Consider the following 19,455-nt stretch of genomic DNA (forward strand, 5'->3'; position numbering starts at 1 on the left):
GCAGACCGGCTCCCTTCCGACCACGGAAGGGAGCCGGTCCACGCCGGTCTGGGAGACGTACGGCGTGGTGTCGGGGCCTTTGCCACCGCTTACCGGAACCGTCCCCGGGCGGCCCCCGGTGTCTGACCGCTGCGGGCACGAACGGGGGCTGACCGTGCGGTCCAGCCCCCGTTCGCGTGGCCCGGCCTACCGCTGCACGAAGACGGCCACACTGCGCGCCGGGACGGTGAACGTGCCTGTCGACGCGGCGAAGCCGGCGGTCCGCAGCACCGGGTCGGCCGAGGAACGCAGCACCGGGTGCAACGCCACGTCCGCACCCCGCAACCCGCTGACCCGTTGGGTCGCCACCTTCGGAGTGCTGTTGAAGACCACGGTCACCGACTTCCACTGCCCGCCGAGACCCCGCGCGTCGAGGGTCATGGTGAGCACCCCCGGCGTCTCGCCCGTACCGGACAGCGGGAAGCTGACCCGCCGCTGCACCTCCTGCGCCGTGGACAGCCCGAACACCGGGGAGGAGTTACGGATCCGCAGCAGCTCGGCGTAACGGGCGTCGGTCAACTCGATCGCACCGCAGTCCGGCACCAGCTTCGGGTCGGCCAGCAGCGGCTTCGCGTACGGCCACTTGTCCCGGTTGTCCTCGGCGGGCGGCAGACCGGCACCGAACCCGTTGCCCTGCGCGCAGTCCCAACGGATCTGGTTGAACCAGTCCCCCGAGTTGTACGAGTTGCGGTCCAACGACTTCGACCGCAGCCGCTCGGTGCCGGTGGTGACGAAGCCGGCACCCTGGCCCAGCACCACAGTGCTCAACGCGAGCACCTGCATCCGGGCCCGGTCGGTGGCCGGGGTGGCCTGCGGCAGCTTGTACGCCAACGCGTCGTACAGGATCTCGTTGTCGTGCGCGTCGACGTAGGTGATCGCCTCGCCAGGGGCGTCGGTGTAGCCGGCGGGTGAGCCGTTGTAGTCGACCTGATCGCCGGTGACCGTCCGGCCCGCCGAGTCGGTGAACCGGTAGCCCCGCAGGTTGCCGACCAACCCGACCTTGATCAGGTCGTGCTGGTGCAGCAGCCGGGCCCGCTGCTCGGCGGTGGTGCCGTTGATCGGGTCGCCGTTGGGGTCGCTGAACAGCCCGGACGCGAAGCCCTGCTGGCGCGGGTTGTCGTCGAACGGGCCACCACCGCGCACCGCGTCCCGCAGCCGGTCGTTGAAGGTGCCGACCCCGGTACCGGCCATGTTTGCCTGGGTGGCCTGCACGAACCGAGCGTCGTCGGCGACCTCGCCGAAGTTCCAGCCCTCGCCGTAGAGCAGGATCTTCTTCCCGTCCACCCCGTCGCGGGCGACGGTCAGCTTGTCCAGCGCCTTACGTACGGCCAGGATGTTCGCCTTCGGGTGGTGACCCATCAGGTCGAACCGGAACCCGTCGACCTTGTACGCGGTGGCCCAGGTGACCATCGAGTCGACCACCAGCTTGCCCATCATCGCGTGTTCGGGTGCGGTGTTGGCGCAGCAGGTGGAGGTGGCCACCGTCCCGTCGTCGAGCAGCCGGTGGTAGTAGCCGGGCACGATCTGGTCGAGCACCGAGCGGGGGTCGGTGCCGGCGGCCGAGGTGTGGTTGTAGACGACGTCCAGCACCACCCGCAGACCGGACCCGTTGATCCCGGCGACCATCTGCCGGAACTCGGTGGTGCGTCGGGCACCGTTCGGGTCGACGGCGTAGCCGCCCTCCGGGACGGTGTAGTGCAGCGGGTCGTACCCCCAGTTGTAGCCGTCGGTGTCGCGCACCGCGGCGATGCACTCCTGCTGGCGCTCCGAGTCCGCTGGCAGGGCGGGCAGGTCGCAGTCGGGCTGCCGCTGGTCGGCGCGCCGCTCCGGGATGGTGGCGAAGTCGAACGCGGGCAGCAGGTGCAGGTGGTTGACGCCCGCGTCGCTGATCGCCCGCAGGTGCTTCATCCCGGCGGTGCTCGGGTCGGTGAAGGCCAGGTAGGTGCCCCGCCGGTCGGCCGGCACGGTGCTGTCGGCGATGGAGAAGTCGCGTACCGACAGCTCGGAGATCTGCACCTTGGCGGCCGGCGGCGCGGCCGGCTTGCGCAGCTTCGCCCAGCCGGCCGGGGCCAGCTTCGGGTCGGCCAGGTCGACGATCTGGCTGTGCGTGGAGTCCGCCGCCAGCGCCACCGAGTACGGATCGGTCACCGAGGCGGTGACCACCTGCTGCGTCGCCGGCTGCCAGGCCTGCACCCGGTACCGGTAGTACCGACCGGTCCAGTCCCGGGCCCCCCGTACCGACCAGACTCCGGTGCGGTCATCACGGCGCATCTCGACCAGGCGCGGTGTCGCGGTGGGCGAGTCGAACAGCTCCAGCGACACGTTCCGGGCCGTCGGGGCCCAGACCGCCAGCGTCGGTACGCCACCGGTGAAGGTGGCACCCAGTCGGGCGGCCGTCGCCGGGGCGTACACGTCGTCGAGCACGCCCGGGATCTGCACCCCGGTCGCACCGAGCAGGGTGCCGTCGGCGGCCCGTTCGGTGACCAGCAACTGCCCGCGCAACGCGGCCGGCACCTTCGACAGATCCTTCCGGTCCAGGCTGAAGGTCCGGTGGTCCCACAGGTGCGGGAAGGCCGCGCGCTGGGCCTCGGTGAGCCCGTTGCGCTGCGCGGTCAACGGCAGCGAGGTGTACGCCCCGACCAGCTCGCCGTCGACCACCCGCACCCCACCGGCCGGCGCGGTCACCAGGGCGTACGCCTTGCCGTCGCCTGCGCCGGTGCGCCAGGCCACGGTGGACCTGTCGATCCAGTGCGCCTTCTGCTTGCCGATGTCGGTGTCCGTACCGGTGCCGGTGGCCGTGCTCGGCAGCAGCCGGCCCGGCGTGGCGGCCAGCAACCACACCTCGCGTCCGGCGTCGGCGAAGTCGAGCCGTTGGTCCTGCGGCAGATCCTTCTCATCGCCCCGGTGGATGATGTAGCTCAGCCCGGTCGCGCCCTCGGACAGCGGCACCCGGAACTCGGCGCCGTACGAGTCGATCCGGGTCGGCGGCATCGGCCGCGCCCAGTCGGTGGGGTTGGCGGCGCCGTCCCACAGGTGCAGACCCCACCCGTCGTAGTTGCCGTCGGGTCGCCGGTAGTGGATCACCGCGGTGCCGTCCTCGACCGGCGGCGCCGGCTCACCGGCCGCCTCCTCCCGGCTCGGGTACGTCGCCGGGTCGCCCTGCTTGACCCAGACCTCGCCGGTCTGTGTCACGTCCACGGTCCGGTCGTTCTCGACGTCCTTGGTGCCGTCGGCGTCGACCACCAGGAAACCGACCGATTTCGCGCCCGGCTTGAGCTTCACCCAGGCGAACCGCCCGTACGCGTCGGTGCCGGCGAACGGCTGTCCCTTCGGCCAGTCGGTGGCGTACTCGGGGTCGATGTCGCCCCAGGTGTAGAGGCCCCAGTCGGTGTAGTCGCCGTCCGGCCGCTGGTAATGCACCACCAGCCAGTCACGGGACGAGCCGGTCTGCTCCGGGGTGCCGACGGTGGTGGTCGCGCGGGTGGTGGCGGTGCGGCCCCGGCCGTCGCGGACCGCCGCCAGGTATTCGACCTTCGTGCCGGCGGCCAGCCCGGTCAGGTCGTGGTGCACGGTGTACGGCGCCCGGTGGGCGGTGCCGAGCAGCGTCCACCGGCCACCGGCGACCCGGGCGGCCATCGTGACGGTGGCCAGCGGGTCCCCGGTGACCGCTGCGGTGATCTCGGCCCGGGTGGCCGGCGCGTCGGGGGCGGTGATGGTGAGGCCCGGCTTGGCGGTGGGCAGCGGGACGGGCTTGCCGGCCCGGTGCACCACCGCGGACAGCGGCGGCACGGTCACGGTCAGCTTGCCGTCGCCGGCGGCGGTGGAACGGCCGGTGGTGCCGTAGATGCCGGCGAAGGTGGCGCCGGCCGACCAGGTGTCCACGGTGACAGTCTGCGCGGTCGCCGCGTTGTTGACCGCCACCACGTACTCGGTGCGGTTGTCGGGGTCGAAGCGGGAGAAGGCGAAGACGCCCGGCCCGTCGGCCGCGTGCCGGGTCACCTGCACCCCGTCGCGCAGCGCCGGGTGTGCCTGGCGCAGCGTGCCCAGCCCGGCGATGGTGCGGTACAGCGGGTGGCTGCGGTCGAACTGGTCCTCGGCGTGGGTGCGGTCGGTTCCGAGCAGGTCGTCGTCGAGGTAGTCGGCGGTCCGCGAGGCGAACATCGGCTGCCGGGCGTCCTTGTCGCCGCCCGCGCCGGTGAAGCCCTGCTCGTCACCGGAGTAGACCACCGGCTGTCCCCGGGTGAGGAACATCAGCTCGTGGGCCAACTGGTCGCGGCGCAGGTGGGTGGCCGGGTCGGTGGGGCCGGTGGCGATGAAGGAGCCGATCCGACCCATGTCGTGGTTGCCCAGGAAGGTGGGCAGTCGACCGGCGTGAGTGTCCCGGGCGGCGTACAGGTCGTCGCGGGCGTACACGTCGGCCAGGGCCTTGGCGGAGCCGTCGTTGGCGGTGTAGCCGCGGGCCGCCTCCTGGAAGGCGAAGTCCAGGGTGGCCGGCAGGGCGCCCTCACGTACGTAGCTGGAGGTGATCTCCTGGTCGGCGCTGTAGACCTCGCCGAACATGAAGAAGTCCTTCTTGCCGGCGCGGGCGGCGGCCTGCTCGATGCCCTGGCTGAACTGCGGCCAGAAGTCCATGTTGACGTGCTTGACGGTGTCCAGGCGGAACCCGTCCACACCGGTGTCGCGTACCCAGTCGGCGTAGATCTTGGTCATGCCTCGGACCACCTCGGGACGCTCGGTCCACAGGTCGTCCAGGCCGAAGAAGTCGCCGTACTCGCTGTTCTCCCCGACGAACGTCGAGTCACCACGGTTGTGGTACATGGTCGGGTCGTTCAGCCAGCCCGGCACCTTGACCTTCGCGTCGGCCGGGCTCGCGAAGCTCGGGGTGTACGGGAAGGATCGCGTGTTCACCTGCGGGAAGGTACGGCTGCCGTCGGCGTGGTTGCGGTCCTCGAAGGGCCGGCCCTGCGCGTCGCGGTACGGCGCGGTCGTCTTGTCGATGTAGCTGTACCTGTCCTCGGCGTAGGTGATCACGTCGGCGGTGTGGTTGACGATCACGTCGAGGTAGACCTTGATGCCGCGCTTGTGCGCCGAGGCGACCAGCTTCTTCAGGTCGGCGGCGGTGCCGAAGTGCGGGTCGACCTGGGTGAAATCGGTGATCCAGTAGCCGTGGTAGCCGGCCGAGACGTCGTCGCCCTTGCCCTGCACGGGCCGGTTCTTGAACACCGGTGCGAGCCAGATCGCGGTGGTGCCGAGCCCCTGGACGTAGTCGAGCCGGTCGATCAGTCCTTTGAGGTCGCCGCCCTGGTAGAACCCCTTGTCGGTGGGGTCGTACCCGGTGCGCAGCCGGTCGCCGGTCAGGCCGCCCCGGTCGTTGCGCGGGTCACCGTTGGCGAACCGGTCGGGCAGTACGAAGTAGAACTGCTCGGCACGCGACCGGCTGCGGCCGGCGTCGAGCAGGGCTTTGGCACTGGGCTCGGACTGCCAGGTCGCCGCCCCGGTGGGGCTCGGCGAGCCGGTGCTGTTCGCGGCCACGGCGGGGCTCTGGTGCACCACCACCGGCGCGCCGAGCAGGGTGAGGATGAGCAGGAAGACGGGGGCGAGCAGGGCTCTGCGCGGTTTCGGCGGGGGTTTCATCGACGGCCTTCCTCTGGTCGCTGAATGGCCCGCACGCTAGCCCTTGCCGAAACATTCTGCAATACCTTGCAAACCAGCCGGCAACATTGCCGACAGTTTGCGCAAGCTTGAAAGCCGGTGCGGAGCCGCTGCGTCCTCAGAGGCCGGTGCAGGCCCGTCCGGAGACGGTGCAACTCGCCGGGCGGGGCGAGGCGAACTCGATGTGGAAGCGCAGGGCGACGGCCGATCCCGCCGGCAGATCCGGACCACTGCGATAGGTCAGCGTGCCGCCGGTACCCCGGAACGTCCCCTGTGGCACTCCCTCCAACCAGGCCGTGACCACCCGTCCGCCCGGGTACTCGATCCGGGCCACCCACTCGCGGTCGCGCCGAGAGGTGTTGCGGATCCACACCTCGGCGATGAAGCCGCCGGAGAAGGAGTCGGTCACCCGGTAGCGCGCCTCGAACGGGGACGGTGAGGCAGGTGCGGCGGGTGCGCGGGTCGGCGTGCTGCCGGTCGGCGCGCTACTGGTCGGCATCGCCGGACGGGGCGGCTGCGACGACCGTACGGCCGAGGCCGACGGCCTGGGTGAGTCCACCGTCGTACCGGCTGGTCGGGGTGGGTTGGTGCGGCGCGGGGTGAGCCCGGGCACCACCTGCGACGGCAGCGCCGACGGACCCCGTCCGGCCGATGTCGCACGCTCCGGCACCGGCACGGCGCCCAGCGGCGGGGCGGGGTCGAAGTCCGGACCGGGCCCCCGGTACGCCCCCACCGCGATGACGAGCAGGACCACCATCGCGCCCAGCCCGATCGACACCAGGATCCAGGGTGAGGACGCCACGGCGGTAGCTCCACGGGGCGGCATCGGACGCGGAGCGCGACGCATACCGGACATGTCTCTCCTCAGCGGGCAGCCCGGCAAGGGTAACGATCATTGGTGATCTCGGAAAGTACCCGACCGCGTCTTCAGCGACCCGGCAGGACGGTCAGGACAGCGCGCAAGCCGAGCCGTTGACCGTGCATTGTGCCGGGTATTCACCACCCCCGGTACGGCTGACCCGTAGCCGTACCGTCTGCTGTGCCTCGGCGGCAAGCTGACCGGTACCACTGAGCACGTACCAGCCCGCGCCCTTGATGCCCACCGACACACCCGGGCCGCTGGACGCTCGGACGCCGGTGACCTCGCTGGTGAAGCGCAGATCCACCACCCAACCCACCGCCCCGGCGGTGTCATTGCTGATCACCAGCTCCGCCTGGAAGGAGCCCGGGTCGCTGGTCATCACCTGGTACGTGGCTTCCACCCCGCCGAGGTCGAGGAACGTCGACGGTTTCGCAGTCGGTGCGGCCGACGCGGACGGCTCGTCGGCCGCCCGTGCCGACGAGGCGTTCGGCGACGGCGGAACGGACGGGCCCGACGTGGCGCTGCGGGTGGGTGCCGAGCGGGTCGGTACGGTCGTCGGCGTAGCGGTCGGACCGGAGCCACGGGTCGGCGTCGTGGTGGGTGTGGACTCCTGTTGCGGCAGGACCAGCGGCGGGCCGGGAGACCAGGCCGCCGGCTGCTCCGGCTCGCGGAACGACAGCATCGCCACCACCAGCAGCAGGGCCAGCACCGCGACACCGACCAGGGTCGCCACCCACGGGGCCGAGGCGATCACGTTGGGCACGATCCGCCGGCTGGTCGGTTCGCCGCTCTCGTCGCCCACCGGACGCACTGCCATCCAGGCCCCCTCACGGTCACCGATGCGTCAGCCTAGCCACGTGGAAACCGGGGACAAAACCACCGGTGCGGGCGGGATCAGACGCTCGGCGTACCGGCGTGGTCGTGCCGTGGACGGCGGCCTCAGCCGGTCCGCACGACGGTGCAGATCACCGGCCCGTCATCGGTCGTCCGCAGCAGGTAGCGGTACCGTTCGCCCGGCACCTGCCGCCCCTGGCTGTCCAGGAACTCCCAGCGGACCGCCACCAGGGTGAGCAGGGCCGAGATGGGCTGAATCTGTTCGATGTCGGCATGCGCGGCGACCAGCTCCCGCTCGCTGTAGTCCGGCGCGGCCCCCACGAAGGACAGTGCCACCGCCGCGGTCGAGGTGAACGAGAAGCTGTAGGTGTCGGCGACCACCAGCCCCGGCAGCGTGTAGCAGCCGGCGATCGCCGGCAGGTCGCCAGAGGTCAGGGCCACACCGTACCGGTCGAAGAAGTCGGTCAGGGCATCGAGATCGGTGGAGGCAGTCACACCGCAGGAAGTTGCCGGTCAGCCGGCCGAGCAAACCTCAGCGGGCCGGCATCCGTACCTCGATCTCGCTGCCGAGCCGGGCGCCGCCCTGAAGACCGAGGTCGTCGCCGCTCCAGAAACGACCCGGGTCGTACCAGTTCGGTCGGCGGCCGGCGGGCAGCAACCCCATCGCCTCGTAGGTGACCGCGACGACCTCCGCGCAGTACGCGGTCTCCAGGGTCGACTCACCGGAGTTGGCGGGACGCTGCCGGGCAGCCCGCATGGGCAGGCGCGGCATGGGCAGCTGCGGCGTGGGCACCCGCCCGCGCAGCCACCGCCACGCCAACTGGGCGGTGGACGGAAAGGGGGTGCCGTCCAGCCGGGCGATGGTCCGCAACACCGCCCGTTCCATCTCCGGGTCGGCCGGTGGCTCCAGCTGGCGCAGCCAGGCCCGCTGCCCGTACCGGTTGGCCCAGACACAGACCGCGTCGCGCAGGTCGTGCAGTTGCACGCCGCGTTGGTGGGTGCCGGTCCACATGTCCGGCAGCGACCGGCCGAGCTCCGCGTGCCACATCAGCGGCGGCATGTCGTCCAGCACGACCGCCATGCCGACGTGGTTGACCGGGCTGTTGGTGGTCCACTGGATGGCCCGGTCGGGCACGCTGCGTCCCCGGAACACCCACACGTCGCCGGTACGGGTCAGTTCGACCGCCTCGTCCAGGCTGATACTCATGAGGGTCTACCCTAGGCGGATGCGGCGACGAGTGCGGTGGTGGAAGGTTCTCGGTCTCGCTGGTCTGGCCGGTGTGGCGGCGTCCGGTGTGGTCATCGCGCGAGCCGAGCGACGGCGACGCGCGTACTCCCCGGAGGAGATCCGGGATCGCCTGCGCAACCGGCACGCGGAGGCCAACTCCTTCTCCCCGGCCGGCGAGCAGGACTGACGACCGCCCGACCGGAGGCTCAGTCCGCCTCGGCGTGGTTGCGTTCCCAGCGACCACCCTCCGGAGGGTTCTCCAGCCGCAGCGCTCCCTCGGCGTTGCCCGCCAGGTCGTTGTCCTCGACCCGGCAGGACACGCAACTGCCCTGCGGTGTGATCCACATGCCGTAGCCCTGCGTCGGGTTCTCCCGGTTGTCCCAGATCCGGTTTCCGCGCACCGTCGCCGAGCGCAATTCGCTGTTGATGGTGATGCCGGCGCGGATCGGCACCGGGCTGGGCAGTTCGTAGGCGGCGCCGGGTGGCGGCACGTCCTCGTTCCACGCGTTCTCGGCATCGGGACGCAGGTCGGCCAGGGACAGGTCGGTATCGGTGTTGGCGACCACCACGGCGTAACGGGTGCCGACCCGCAGCACCTTGCCCCGGTGGCCGTCGATCGGCCAGTGCGCGGAGCGGTCCGTCATGGCACGGCGTGCGTAGTGCACCGACTCTCCGGCGCCCGTGGCGGCCGGGGCACACTGCCGCCCGTTGTTACGGATCCGGTTGTCCACCACCACCGTGTCGATCGTCGGCCGGTCGATCCGAATTCCGTCCAGGCCGTTGTCCCAGAACTGGTTGCTGTCGATGACGATGTCCATGGCCGGGCCCTCGAACCCATTGCCGAGGTCGTGCTGGTGATAGCCATGACGCCCGTTGCCGCTGATCCGGTTGCCCTCGATGGTGTACGGCCCGGGGGTGTTGCCCACACTGATCCCGTCGCCGACGTTGCGGTCGATGACGCAACTGGTGAGGATGCCGCCCCGTCCGGCGATGCCGGCGGTGCCGTTGGCGGACACGTCGAACCCGGCTTCCAGGTTGCCGGTCATGGTGCAGGCCGACACGATCAGCCCGTCCGCACCCCAGTCGGAGATGCCGAACCGGTTGGCCTGGCTGTGGCAGGCGATGATGCGATACCCACGCGGTGGCGTCCAGTACGGCTTCTGCAACTCCAGGAAGATCCCGTTGGTGCCGTTGCCGAGGGTGGTGCAGTTGGAGATGGTGCAGCGTTCCACGTCACCCCAACCACCGATGCCGACGCCGATCCCCGCGCCGCCCATCTGCTCGCCGTTGTCCAGCCGGCCGCAGCCCACCGCGACCACCCCGTCGATCAGGCAGTCCTGGAGGAAGTCGCAACCCAGCCCGGTGGCCCCGGTGTGATGGATGTACAGATTACGGAACACACCTCGCACCACGTACTGAAGCCCCAGTCCCTTCGCCAGATAGTCGTACTGGGTCATGGCCACGCCGGAGCCGTCGATCTCGAAGTCGGCGAAGGTGCAGTCGGCGATGTGCCGGTCGCGGTCCGCGCCGTGCTGGACGGTCGTCCAGTACGCCAGCGGCGTCGGTTCGGCACGGTTGCCCTCGTTGCTGAGCAGGAATCGGGTCGCACCCGACCCCGCGCCGATCAGGGACACCCCACTGCGCCACACGGTGCCCGCGTCCCGGATCGAGTAGATTCCGGGCGGGCAGTAGATGACCCGGGCCCGCCCGTCGGCCGCGTACCCCTCGCCGAGGCGGTCCACCAGCGCCGCCAGCGCGGGCTGGTCGTTCGTCGTCCCGTCGCCCTGTAGTCCGTACTCCCGCGCGTCGCACCACAACGGCGCCCCGGCCACCGGCGCCGGATGCTGACGGATGGCCACGGATCGGCCCTGCTGCACCACGGGCCCTCCCCCGATTGTGTCGGCTACCTGCCCGCCCGGCTTTCCCGCTCCCGGTGTCCGAAAACGCCCCACCGCGACTTCCCCACCGCCCCGCGCCTGGCGTGAGTCCGACGATCGTGACGGCTGACCGGTTCGTGCCCAGGTGGGCGTGTGCCGGGTCACCGTGGCGGCGGAATCATGCCCCCAGCCTGGGCGTTGTACAGGGGGTAACCGCGACGCCCCCTCGACGGCGACGCCCCCGGGACCGGGCCGGAATGACCGCCCCCCACCCGGCGTTACACATCTCCCGGACATCGTGAACGGCTCCCGAGCCGGTGAGCAGCCCAGCAGCCTCTCCCGCGATGTTCGTACCGGGCCTCACGCCCGAACAAGGCCAACAGCGGCAGCCCAAACACGATGCTGCCTGAGACGGCCCATCACGATCTCCCCCTTTTCGCGCGGCACCCGCGACCCCCATCGCTGCCGCGCGCACCCCCGAAACGAAAGGCGGAACACCATCATGCGTACCACCATGCTGCGCAAGACCGCCCTGACCATCGCCGCTGCCGCCGCCACCGCCGGTGGCATCGCCGGCCCCGCCATCGCCGCCCAGACCACCCCCGGCGTCGCCGCTGCTCGCGACCACAAGACCGAACGACAGCTCGACGTGCGCTACGAAGCCCAGGACACCTTCTACTACTGCGGCCCCGCCGCCACCCGCAACGCACTGTCCGTGCAGGGCAAGAACATCGACCAGCACGACATGGCCAAGCGCATGGGCACCACCGAGAACGGCACCGACTCCATCAACGACATCACCCCGGTGCTGAACAAGGAAACCGGCAAGGACGTCTACCGCTCGGTGGAGATCCCCGGCACCAAGGCCGACGACAAGCAGACCGACAAGCTGCGCGAGGACATCAAGCGCACCGTCGACGACGGCCGTGCCGTGGTCGCCAACATCGCCGGCACCACCACCGACACCACCGGCACCACCCACAGCTTCGAAGGCGGCCACTACATCAGCGTCACCGGCTACCGCGACGCCGGCAAGCAGGTCAAGATCGCCGACTCCGCCAACCCCGCCACCGCCGAGTACTGGCTCACCACCGACAACCTCGCCGACTGGATCGCCACCCGCGGCTACACCGCCACCAGCTGACGATCCACCATCGCGAACGGCAAGGGCCGACCCCGCACGGGGTCGGCCCTTCCCCGTCCCCCACCCCACCCCACCCCACCAAGCCCTTCGCGATCTTGCATTTTCGGTCGCCGAAATGCCCGGAATGCAACCTTTGCCCCGACCAAAACTGCAAGATCGCCGCGGAGAACACCGGGGCGGGCGACGCAGGGCGGGCACAACCCACACGCCGCCAGGTTGATGAAGAGGTTTGCGTCGCCCGGAGGGCGGGATGAGACGCAAACTCTTGATCAACGCGGCGAGGGGGTGGGGTGGGTGGGGGTGAGGAACTCCAGGCGGTTGCCGTGGGGGTCGGTGGTGTGGAAGCGGCGTAGGCCGGGGAGGTCGTCGCTCCAGGTGACGGGGCAGCCGGCGGCGGTGAGGCGGGTGGCCAGGGCGTCGAGGTCAGGTCGGAGCAGGGCGGGGTGGGCTTTGCGAGCCGGGCGGAAGTCGTCCTCGACGCCGAGGTGCAGTTCGGCGCCGTACCCGCTGAACCAGCAACCGCCGCGAGCGGCGAGGGTCGGTGGTTTGGTCAGTTCGGTCAGGCCGAGCAGGTCGACATAGAAGGCCCGGGACCGGTCCTCGGAGTCGCGCGGGCAGGCGAGCTGGACGTGATGGATCATGATGAGCACCTCCCGTCCACACGATGACACCGGGTTGCGCTCATAGCAAGACGGACGTACGGTTTTGTTGACAGGGAGAATCGGCGGTAAGTGTCCCCTAACCACGGCGGCGCCCCGGCCGGTGCGAAAGACTGCTCAGGACTACTCACGGTCGCTGGTGTGAAGGAGTACGACGTGGCGAGCCTCGACACCTTCGGTGCGAAGACCCAGCTACGCGTCGGAGACGCGAGCTACGAGATTTTCAAGATCAGCCAGGTGGAGGGCCACGAACGGCTCCCCTACAGCCTGAAGATCCTGCTGGAAAACCTGCTGCGGACCGAGGACGGCGCGAACATCACCGCCGAGCACATCCGCCAGCTGGGCGCGTGGGACCCGAACGCCGACCCGAACGTCGAGATCCAGTTCACCCCGGCGCGGGTGCTGATGCAGGACTTCACCGGCGTACCGTGCGTGGTCGACCTCGCCACCATGCGTGAGGCCGTCCGCGACCTCGGCGGCGACCCCACCAAGGTGAACCCGTTGGCCCCCGCCGAGCTGGTCATCGACCACTCGGTCATCGCCGATCTGTTCGGCCGCGAGGACGCCTTCGAGCGCAACGTCGAGTTGGAGTACGCCCGCAACAAGGAGCGCTACCAGTTCCTGCGCTGGGGCCAGACCGCGTTCAACGAGTTCAAGGTGGTCCCGCCCGGCACCGGCATCGTGCACCAGGTCAACATCGAATACCTGGCGCGTACGATCATGGAACGCAACGGTCAGGCGTACCCGGACACCGTGGTCGGCACCGACTCGCACACCACGATGGTCAACGGCCTGGGCGTGCTGGGCTGGGGCGTCGGCGGCATCGAGGCCGAGGCCGCGATGCTGGGCCAGCCGGTCAGCATGCTGATCCCCCGGGTGGTGGGCTTCAAGCTCTCCGGTGAGATGCCGGCCGGCACCACCGCCACCGACCTGGTGCTCACCATCACCGAGATGCTGCGCAAGCACGGGGTGGTCGGCAAGTTCGTCGAGTTCTACGGGCCGGGTGTGAGCGCGGTGCCGCTGGCCAACCGGGCCACCATCGGCAACATGTCCCCGGAGTACGGCTCCACCGTGGCGATCTTCCCGATCGACGCCGAGACCGTCCGCTACCTGGAGCTGACCGGCCGCGACGCGTCTCAGGTCGCGCTGGTCGAGGCGTACGCCAAGGAGCAGGGCCTCTGGCACGACCCGGCGGCCGAGCCGGACTACTCCGAGCGCCTGGAGCTCGACCTGAGCACCATCGAGCCCTCCCTCGCCGGTCCGAAGCGCCCGCAGGACCGGGTGCCGCTGGGCAGCGCCAAGACGCTGTTCCGCGCCGCGCTGACCGACTACGTGGCCGCCGACGAGACCGGTGGCGACCCGGGCCGCGAGCCCGGTGTGCCGCAGCAGGAGACGCCGTTCGGCACCGCCGGCCCGGCCGACGAGGCCAGCGCCGAGTCCTTCCCGGCCAGCGACTCCCCCGCCAACGGCGTCAACGACCCGGCCGACGCCCCGCGTGACCTGGTGACCGCCGCGGTCGGCGCGGGCGGGCGGGCCAGCAACCCGATCCGGGTCACCGGTGAGGACGGCAACACCTACGAGCTGGACCACGGCGCGGTGGTGATCGCCGCGATCACCTCATGCACCAACACCTCCAACCCGCAGGTCATGATCGGCGCGGCGCTGCTCGCCCGCAACGCGGTGGACAAGGGCCTCAACCGCAAGCCGTGGGTGAAGACCACCCTGGCGCCGGGCTCGAAGGTCGTCATGGACTACTACGAGCGGGCCGGCCTCACCCCGTACCTGGAGAAGCTCGGCTTCCACCTGGTCGGCTACGGCTGCACCACCTGCATCGGCAACTCCGGCCCGCTGCCGGAGGAGGTCTCCGCCGCGGTGAACGAGGCCGACCTGACGGTCGTCTCGGTGCTCTCCGGCAACCGGAACTTCGAGGGCCGGATCAACCCGGACGTCAAGATGAACTACCTGGCGTCCCCGCCGCTGGTGGTGGCGTACGCGCTGGCCGGCACGATGGACATCGACCTGGCCAACGAGCCGATCGGTGAGGACAGCGAGGGCAACCCGGTCTACCTGCGCGACATCTGGCCGAGCACCGCCGAGATCCAGGACGTGATCGCCTCGGCGATCGGCGCCACCGGGTTCAGCGCCGCGTACGCCGACGTCTTCGCCGGTGACGAGCGCTGGCAGTCGCTGCCCACCCCGACCGGCGACACCTTCGCCTGGGACGGTGACTCCACCTACGTGCGCAAGCCCCCGTACTTCGAGGGCATGGCGCAGCAGCCGACCCCGGTGACCGACATCGCCGGTGCCCGGGTGCTGGCCAAGCTTGGTGACTCGGTGACCACCGACCACATCTCCCCGGCCGGCTCCATCAAGGCCGACTCCCCGGCCGGCGAGTACCTCGCCGCGCACGGCGTGCCGCGGCACGAGTTCAACTCGTACGGCTCGCGTCGGGGCAACCACGAGGTGATGATCCGGGGCACCTTCGCCAACATCCGGCTGCGTAACCAGCTGGTGCCCGGGGTCGAGGGCGGCTACACGGTCAACCACCTGACCGGCGAGCAGGCCTCCATCTACGACGCCTCGATGGCCTACCAGGCCGCCGACGTGCCGCTGGTCATCCTGGCCGGCAAGGAGTACGGTTCCGGCTCCTCGCGGGACTGGGCGGCAAAGGGCACCATGCTGCTCGGCGTGAAGGCGGTCATCGCCGAGTCGTACGAGCGGATCCACCGCTCCAACCTCATCGGCATGGGCGTCCTGCCGTTGCAGTTCCCGGCCGGCGAGAACGCCGACTCGCTGGGGCTGACCGGCACCGAGACGTTCACTGTCACCGGGGTGACCGCGCTCAACGACGGCTCGACCCCCCGTACGGTGAAGGTCACCACCGACAGCGGCGTGGAGTTCGACGCGGTGGTGCGGATCGACACCCCGGGTGAGGCGGACTACTACCGCCACGGCGGCATCCTGCAGTACGTGCTGCGGCGGATGATCGCCAGCTGACGTCCGACAGTCCGAGGGGCTCCCTCCCGCGCAGGCGGGAAGGAGCCCCTTCGGTCGTTCAGGTGCAGGTCGACACCGCTCAGTCGGCGCTGCGGCGGGCCTCGCGCAGCTTCATCGCGTGTTCCACAAGCGTGATGAGCACCTCCTTGGCCGACTCGCGCTGCCGGGCGTCGCAGAGCAGCACCGGAACCTCGGGGTCGAGGTTCAACGCGGCCTGCACCTCGTCGAGCCGGTAGTGCCGCGCCCCCTCGAAACAGTTCACCGCCACCAGGAACGGCGTGCCACGCCCCTCGAAGTAGTCGATGGAGGGGAAGCAGTCGGCGAGCCGGCGGGTGTCGGCCAGCACCACCGCGCCGATCGCGCCCAGCGCCAACTCGTCCCAGACGAACCAGAACCGGTCCTGCCCGGGGGTGCCGAACAGGTACAGCACCAGGTCGTCGCTGATGGTGATGCGACCGAAGTCCATCGCCACGGTCGTCGTGCGCTTGGCCTCGACGCCGGACAGGTCGTCGATGCCCACCCCGGATTCGGTAAGCACCTCCTCGGTCCGCAGTGGACGCGTCTCGCTGACCGCGCCGACCAGTGTGGTCTTACCCACCCCGAATCCACCCGCGACCAGAATCTTGATCGCCGTGGGCAACGCGACCGCGCCCGACGGCCGCTCAGAGTGCCCGTAGTCCATTGATAACCGCCTCGAAGATGCTGTTGTCGGGAACGCCGACGGTGCCGTGTGGCTCCCGGATCTGAACCAAGCTGCGCGCCACCAGGTCACCGAGCAGCACCCGCACGGTGCCGACCGGCAGGTCGAGGTGGGCCGCGATCTCGGCGACGGACTGCATCCGCTGGCACAGACCGACGATCGCCAGGTGCTCCGGGCCCAACCCGATCTCCGGCGAGACGTCCGTCCGGGTCGCCATCACCAGCGAGATCAGGTCGAACGTGCCGGTCACCGGGCGAGCCCGGCCGCCGGTGACCGCGTACGGGCGGACCACCGGACCGGCATGGTCATCGACCCACTGGTGGTCGGCGGGCTCTCCCTGCACCGTCATCTGGGTTACTTCTCCCCGTTGGTCTGCTCGGCTGATCGTGTCGGCGACGCGACGAACTTGCCGACCCGGGTGACCAGCATGGCCATCTCGTACGCGATCAGTCCGACATCCGCGTCCTCACTGGCCAGGACCGCGAGACAGGCGTTGCGACCGGCGGCTGTGACGAACAGGAACGAGGACTGCATCTCGATGATCGTCTGCTGCACCTGCCCGCCGCCGAACCGCTTTCCCGCGCCTCGGGCCAGGCTCTGGATGCCGGCCGCCATCGCCGCCAGGTGCTCGCCGTCGTCGCGGCTGAGCCCTTGCGACGAGGCCATCAGCAGACCGTCGGCGGACAGTGCGACCGCGTGCTCGGCCTGCTTGACCCGGCCGACCAGATCGTCCAGCAACCACGTCAGGTCGGCACTCGAAGCCGTCTTCTGCGCCACTTCGTCGTCCTCTTCTCCCCCGGCTCATCGCCGTGCTCATCTGGTCCTGACCGTCGGTCGGGCGGATCGCCGCACGACCTGCACCCCGGTCAGGACTCCTGTTGGTCGGCGCCGTCAGACTCGTCCGCGTCGCCGGGCCGACCGCCACCACCGAGCAGCCGGGCCGCGTCGGTGCGGCCACGCCGGGTGCCCGTCTGGTACGAACTCATCATTCGTCGAACCTGTTCGGGTTCGCGGATCACGTCCTCGTCCTCCTCCGCGGCCTCAGGCTCGGCCCGCAGGGCCGGCGTGATGCTGGCCTGCCGGATGCGGACCGGCAGGCCCGACTCGGTGCGGACCGACTCGACCAGGCCGGCCTCACCGGGCTCGGTCGCCGCCGGCGCACCGCCCGCCGGGGCCGGCACATCGGCCGGCTGGTCACGGGTGTCGAGTGGACGCTGCGGCAGCCCGGGCCCGGGTGACCCGGTGACCGGCAGGCTGATCGGAATGGTCGGCCCGTCCAGTGCGGAGTGTCCGGGTCGACGCCGGGACCTGGTCGGCAGCCCACCTTCGCTGGTGTCGGTCGCGCTGAGGTGGACCTCCGCCGGGCTGTCGGCCGCACGTCGGTCCGCGCCCCGGTGCTCATCGTCGACGTCGCGGTCGGGGCGGGGCGCGGGCGGCTGTGCCGGGGCGGCCAACGCCACCGGCGCGGCCGACCGCTGCACCGCGGTCCCCGGCACCGGCTCGGCGGACCGGGTCGACGTGTCGGCGTCCGGTCCGGCGAGGGCCTCCGGCTCGCTGCCGTCAACGATGATCAGGTTGCTCGGGATCAGCACCACGGCGGTCGTGCCGCCGTACGCGGACTCCTTGAGCCGGACCCGTACGCCGTGCCGGTCGGTCAACCGGCTCACCACGTAGAGGCCCAGCCGGGAGGCGTCGGCGAGGTTCAGTTCGGACTGGTCCACGATCCGGTGGTTGGCGGCGGCGAGGTCCTCCTCGGTCATGCCCAGACCGCGGTCCTCGATCTCGATGGCGAAACCGTTGGCGACCAACTGCCCGCGTACCTCGACGCTGGTGTGCGGCGGGGAGAAGGACAGCCCGTTCTCGATCAGCTCGGCGAGCAGGTGGATGACGTCACCGACCGCCCGGCCGGCGAGCGACACCCCGCCGATGGGCAACACGGTGACCCGGGTGTAGTCCTCGACCTCACCGACCGCACCACGGATCACGTCGACCATCGGCACGCTGCGTCGCCAGGCGCGGCCCGGCGTCGAGCCGGAGAGCACGATCAGGTTCTCGGCGTTGCGCCGCATCCGGGTGGCGAGGTGGTCGACGCGGAACAGGTCCTCCAGTTCCTCCGCGTCGTGCTCCCGCCGCTCCATCGCGTCCAGCAGGGTGAGCTGGCGGTGCACCAGGGCCTGGGTACGCCGGGCCAGGCTGAGGAACACCTCGCGTACCGCCCGACGCAGCTCGGCCTGTTCCACCGCCGTACGGATGGCGGTCTCCTGCACGACGTTGAAGGCCTTACCCACCTGGCCGATCTCGTCGTCACCGAACCGCAACGGCGGCGCTTCCTTGGCCACGTCCACCTGGTCACCGCGACCGAGCCGCTCGACCACGCTCGGCAGCCGCTCGTCGGCGAGCTGGATCGCGGCGTCACGCAGCCGTTGCAGCTGCTGCACCAGGGCCCGCGCGGTGGTGATCGAGACGACCACCGAGGCGATGACGGCGAGCAGGCCGAGGCCGGCGGCGAGGACCAGCCGGACGATGACGCCGATGGCCACCGGAGTGGCCCGCTTGACGATCTCGTCACCACCGGCCAGCACGACGTCGCCGATCTCGACGAGTGCGGCGGCGGAGGCCTCGTTCCACTTCTGGCTGTCGAACGGCGGGCGTGAGGTGCCGGTGGCGAGCATGACCTGGTTTTCCAGGTTGGCCAGCCGGGTGAAGTTGGCGCCGGCCATCATCTGCTCGTAACGGCGCTGGTCGGTTTCTGGCAGCCGGACGACCGCCTGCTCCGCGAGGAACTGTCGGGCACCGACCACGCGGGTGAACTCGGCCCGCTCGGTCTGGGTGATCCGACCGGCGGCCAGGATTCCGGCGAGCATGGCGTCCTCCTGGGACACCAGTTCCCGAGCGCGGTTGAGGCGGATCAGCTGAGCGGTGTTCTCGGCGACCTCGTCGTCATCGAGATTGCCGAGTTCGTCGTAGACCTCGAAGATCGCTTCGATCAGCTCGGTGAACGCCGTCATGGCTTCGCTGCGGCTGATATTGCGCTGATCGACGGCGGTGCGGGTTTCCGAGAGCACGGACAGTCCCCGGTTCAGCGCGTCGATTCGCTCGTGCAGATCTTTGCTGCCGAGCAGGCTCACCTGCCAGTGGTCCGTGGACTCGACGAACTCGCCGGCCAACTCGTCGGTACGCTGCCGCAGTTTCTCCAGCTCTGCGCGCTGTGACTCCTCCGGCCGCCCCAGGTAGACCACCGAGTTGCGCCGTTCCAGCTGCAGTTGGAGCAACAGCGGCTCGGTGGGGTCGAACACCCGTACGTCGAGTGCCTGCACACCGACGAGGTTGACTCCCTCTCGGACGGTGACCCAGGCAGTGAAGCCCCAGAGTGCCACCAGCGAGGCCAATAGGGCCACGACCTTGGTACGCAGATTCGAACTGCGGGAACCCATTACACCGTCCCTGGCCCTGAGCTAATTGA

General features: G+C 70.3%; 14 protein-coding genes. 3 read left to right on the top strand and 11 right to left on the bottom strand.

The window, feature by feature from the left end; genetic code table 11:
- Positions 1 to 186: 186 nt before the first annotated feature.
- The 5 genes from pulA to VAB18032_RS20870 form a co-directional block, all read right to left on the bottom strand.
- Positions 187 to 5,673 (bottom strand): pullulanase-type alpha-1,6-glucosidase, encoded by a 5,487-nt coding sequence (pulA, locus tag VAB18032_RS20850; RefSeq protein WP_013734897.1) that lies wholly within the window; start codon positions 5,671 to 5,673, stop codon positions 187 to 189.
- Positions 5,674 to 5,809: 136 nt separating this feature from the next.
- Complete coding sequence (locus tag VAB18032_RS20855; RefSeq protein ID WP_013734898.1) at positions 5,810 to 6,493, bottom strand: cellulose binding domain-containing protein; 684 nt, start codon at positions 6,491 to 6,493, stop codon at positions 5,810 to 5,812.
- A 145-nt stretch (positions 6,494 to 6,638) separates the two neighbouring features.
- Entirely contained in the window at positions 6,639 to 7,370 is a 732-nt protein-coding gene (locus VAB18032_RS20860) for a hypothetical protein (RefSeq protein ID WP_013734899.1), read from the bottom strand.
- A gap of 122 nt (positions 7,371 to 7,492) precedes the next feature.
- Entirely contained in the window at positions 7,493 to 7,882 is a 390-nt protein-coding gene (locus VAB18032_RS20865; RefSeq protein WP_013734900.1) for a hypothetical protein, read from the bottom strand.
- A gap of 37 nt (positions 7,883 to 7,919) precedes the next feature.
- Positions 7,920 to 8,594, bottom strand: coding sequence for a hypothetical protein (locus tag VAB18032_RS20870; protein WP_013734901.1), 675 nt, complete (start codon positions 8,592 to 8,594; stop codon positions 7,920 to 7,922).
- Positions 8,595 to 8,613: 19 nt separating this feature from the next.
- On the opposite strand from VAB18032_RS20870, the gene VAB18032_RS20875 reads away from it, so the two are divergent.
- On the top strand, positions 8,614 to 8,802 hold the full coding sequence (locus tag VAB18032_RS20875; RefSeq protein WP_193386265.1) for a hypothetical protein: 189 nt from the start codon (positions 8,614 to 8,616) through the stop codon (positions 8,800 to 8,802).
- Between the two features lie 19 nt (positions 8,803 to 8,821).
- On the opposite strand, the gene VAB18032_RS20880 is transcribed toward VAB18032_RS20875, so the two are convergent.
- A complete protein-coding gene (locus VAB18032_RS20880; RefSeq protein WP_013734903.1) occupies positions 8,822 to 10,495 on the bottom strand; it encodes a right-handed parallel beta-helix repeat-containing protein in 1,674 nt (557 codons plus the stop codon).
- A 499-nt stretch (positions 10,496 to 10,994) separates the two neighbouring features.
- Between VAB18032_RS20880 and VAB18032_RS20885 the strand changes: the two genes are divergently transcribed.
- Complete coding sequence (locus VAB18032_RS20885; protein WP_013734904.1) at positions 10,995 to 11,636, top strand: C39 family peptidase; 642 nt, start codon at positions 10,995 to 10,997, stop codon at positions 11,634 to 11,636.
- Positions 11,637 to 11,905: 269 nt separating this feature from the next.
- Here the strand turns inward: VAB18032_RS20885 and VAB18032_RS20890 are convergent, their stop codons facing one another.
- A complete protein-coding gene (locus VAB18032_RS20890) occupies positions 11,906 to 12,277 on the bottom strand; it encodes a VOC family protein (RefSeq protein ID WP_013734905.1) in 372 nt (123 codons plus the stop codon).
- Between the two features lie 159 nt (positions 12,278 to 12,436).
- Between VAB18032_RS20890 and VAB18032_RS20895 the strand changes: the two genes are divergently transcribed.
- Positions 12,437 to 15,292, top strand: a complete 2,856-nt coding sequence (locus VAB18032_RS20895; RefSeq protein ID WP_043721457.1) for an aconitate hydratase — start codon at positions 12,437 to 12,439, stop codon at positions 15,290 to 15,292.
- Positions 15,293 to 15,371: 79 nt separating this feature from the next.
- Here VAB18032_RS20895 and VAB18032_RS20900 read toward each other — a convergent pair whose 3' ends face one another.
- From VAB18032_RS20900 to VAB18032_RS20915, 4 genes are all read right to left on the bottom strand, one after another.
- Positions 15,372 to 15,974 carry a GTP-binding protein gene (locus VAB18032_RS20900; RefSeq protein ID WP_013734907.1) on the bottom strand — a complete coding sequence of 201 codons (603 nt, stop codon included), beginning with the start codon at positions 15,972 to 15,974 and terminating at the stop codon, positions 15,372 to 15,374.
- Positions 15,955 to 16,341 carry a DUF742 domain-containing protein gene (locus VAB18032_RS20905; protein WP_013734908.1) on the bottom strand — a complete coding sequence of 129 codons (387 nt, stop codon included), beginning with the start codon at positions 16,339 to 16,341 and terminating at the stop codon, positions 15,955 to 15,957. The genes VAB18032_RS20900 and VAB18032_RS20905 overlap by 20 nt, the downstream gene beginning before the upstream one ends.
- A gap of 5 nt (positions 16,342 to 16,346) precedes the next feature.
- Positions 16,347 to 16,769, bottom strand: a complete 423-nt coding sequence (locus tag VAB18032_RS20910) for a roadblock/LC7 domain-containing protein (protein WP_013734909.1) — start codon at positions 16,767 to 16,769, stop codon at positions 16,347 to 16,349.
- 89 nt (positions 16,770 to 16,858) lie between these two features.
- Positions 16,859 to 19,426: a sensor histidine kinase gene (locus VAB18032_RS20915; RefSeq protein WP_013734910.1), complete on the bottom strand. Its 2,568-nt coding sequence runs from the start codon at positions 19,424 to 19,426 to the stop codon at positions 16,859 to 16,861.
- Positions 19,427 to 19,455 lie beyond the last annotated feature (29 nt).

Source organism: Micromonospora maris AB-18-032 (genome assembly GCF_000204155.1).
Lineage (GTDB): Bacteria > Actinomycetota > Actinomycetes > Mycobacteriales > Micromonosporaceae > Micromonospora > Micromonospora gifhornensis.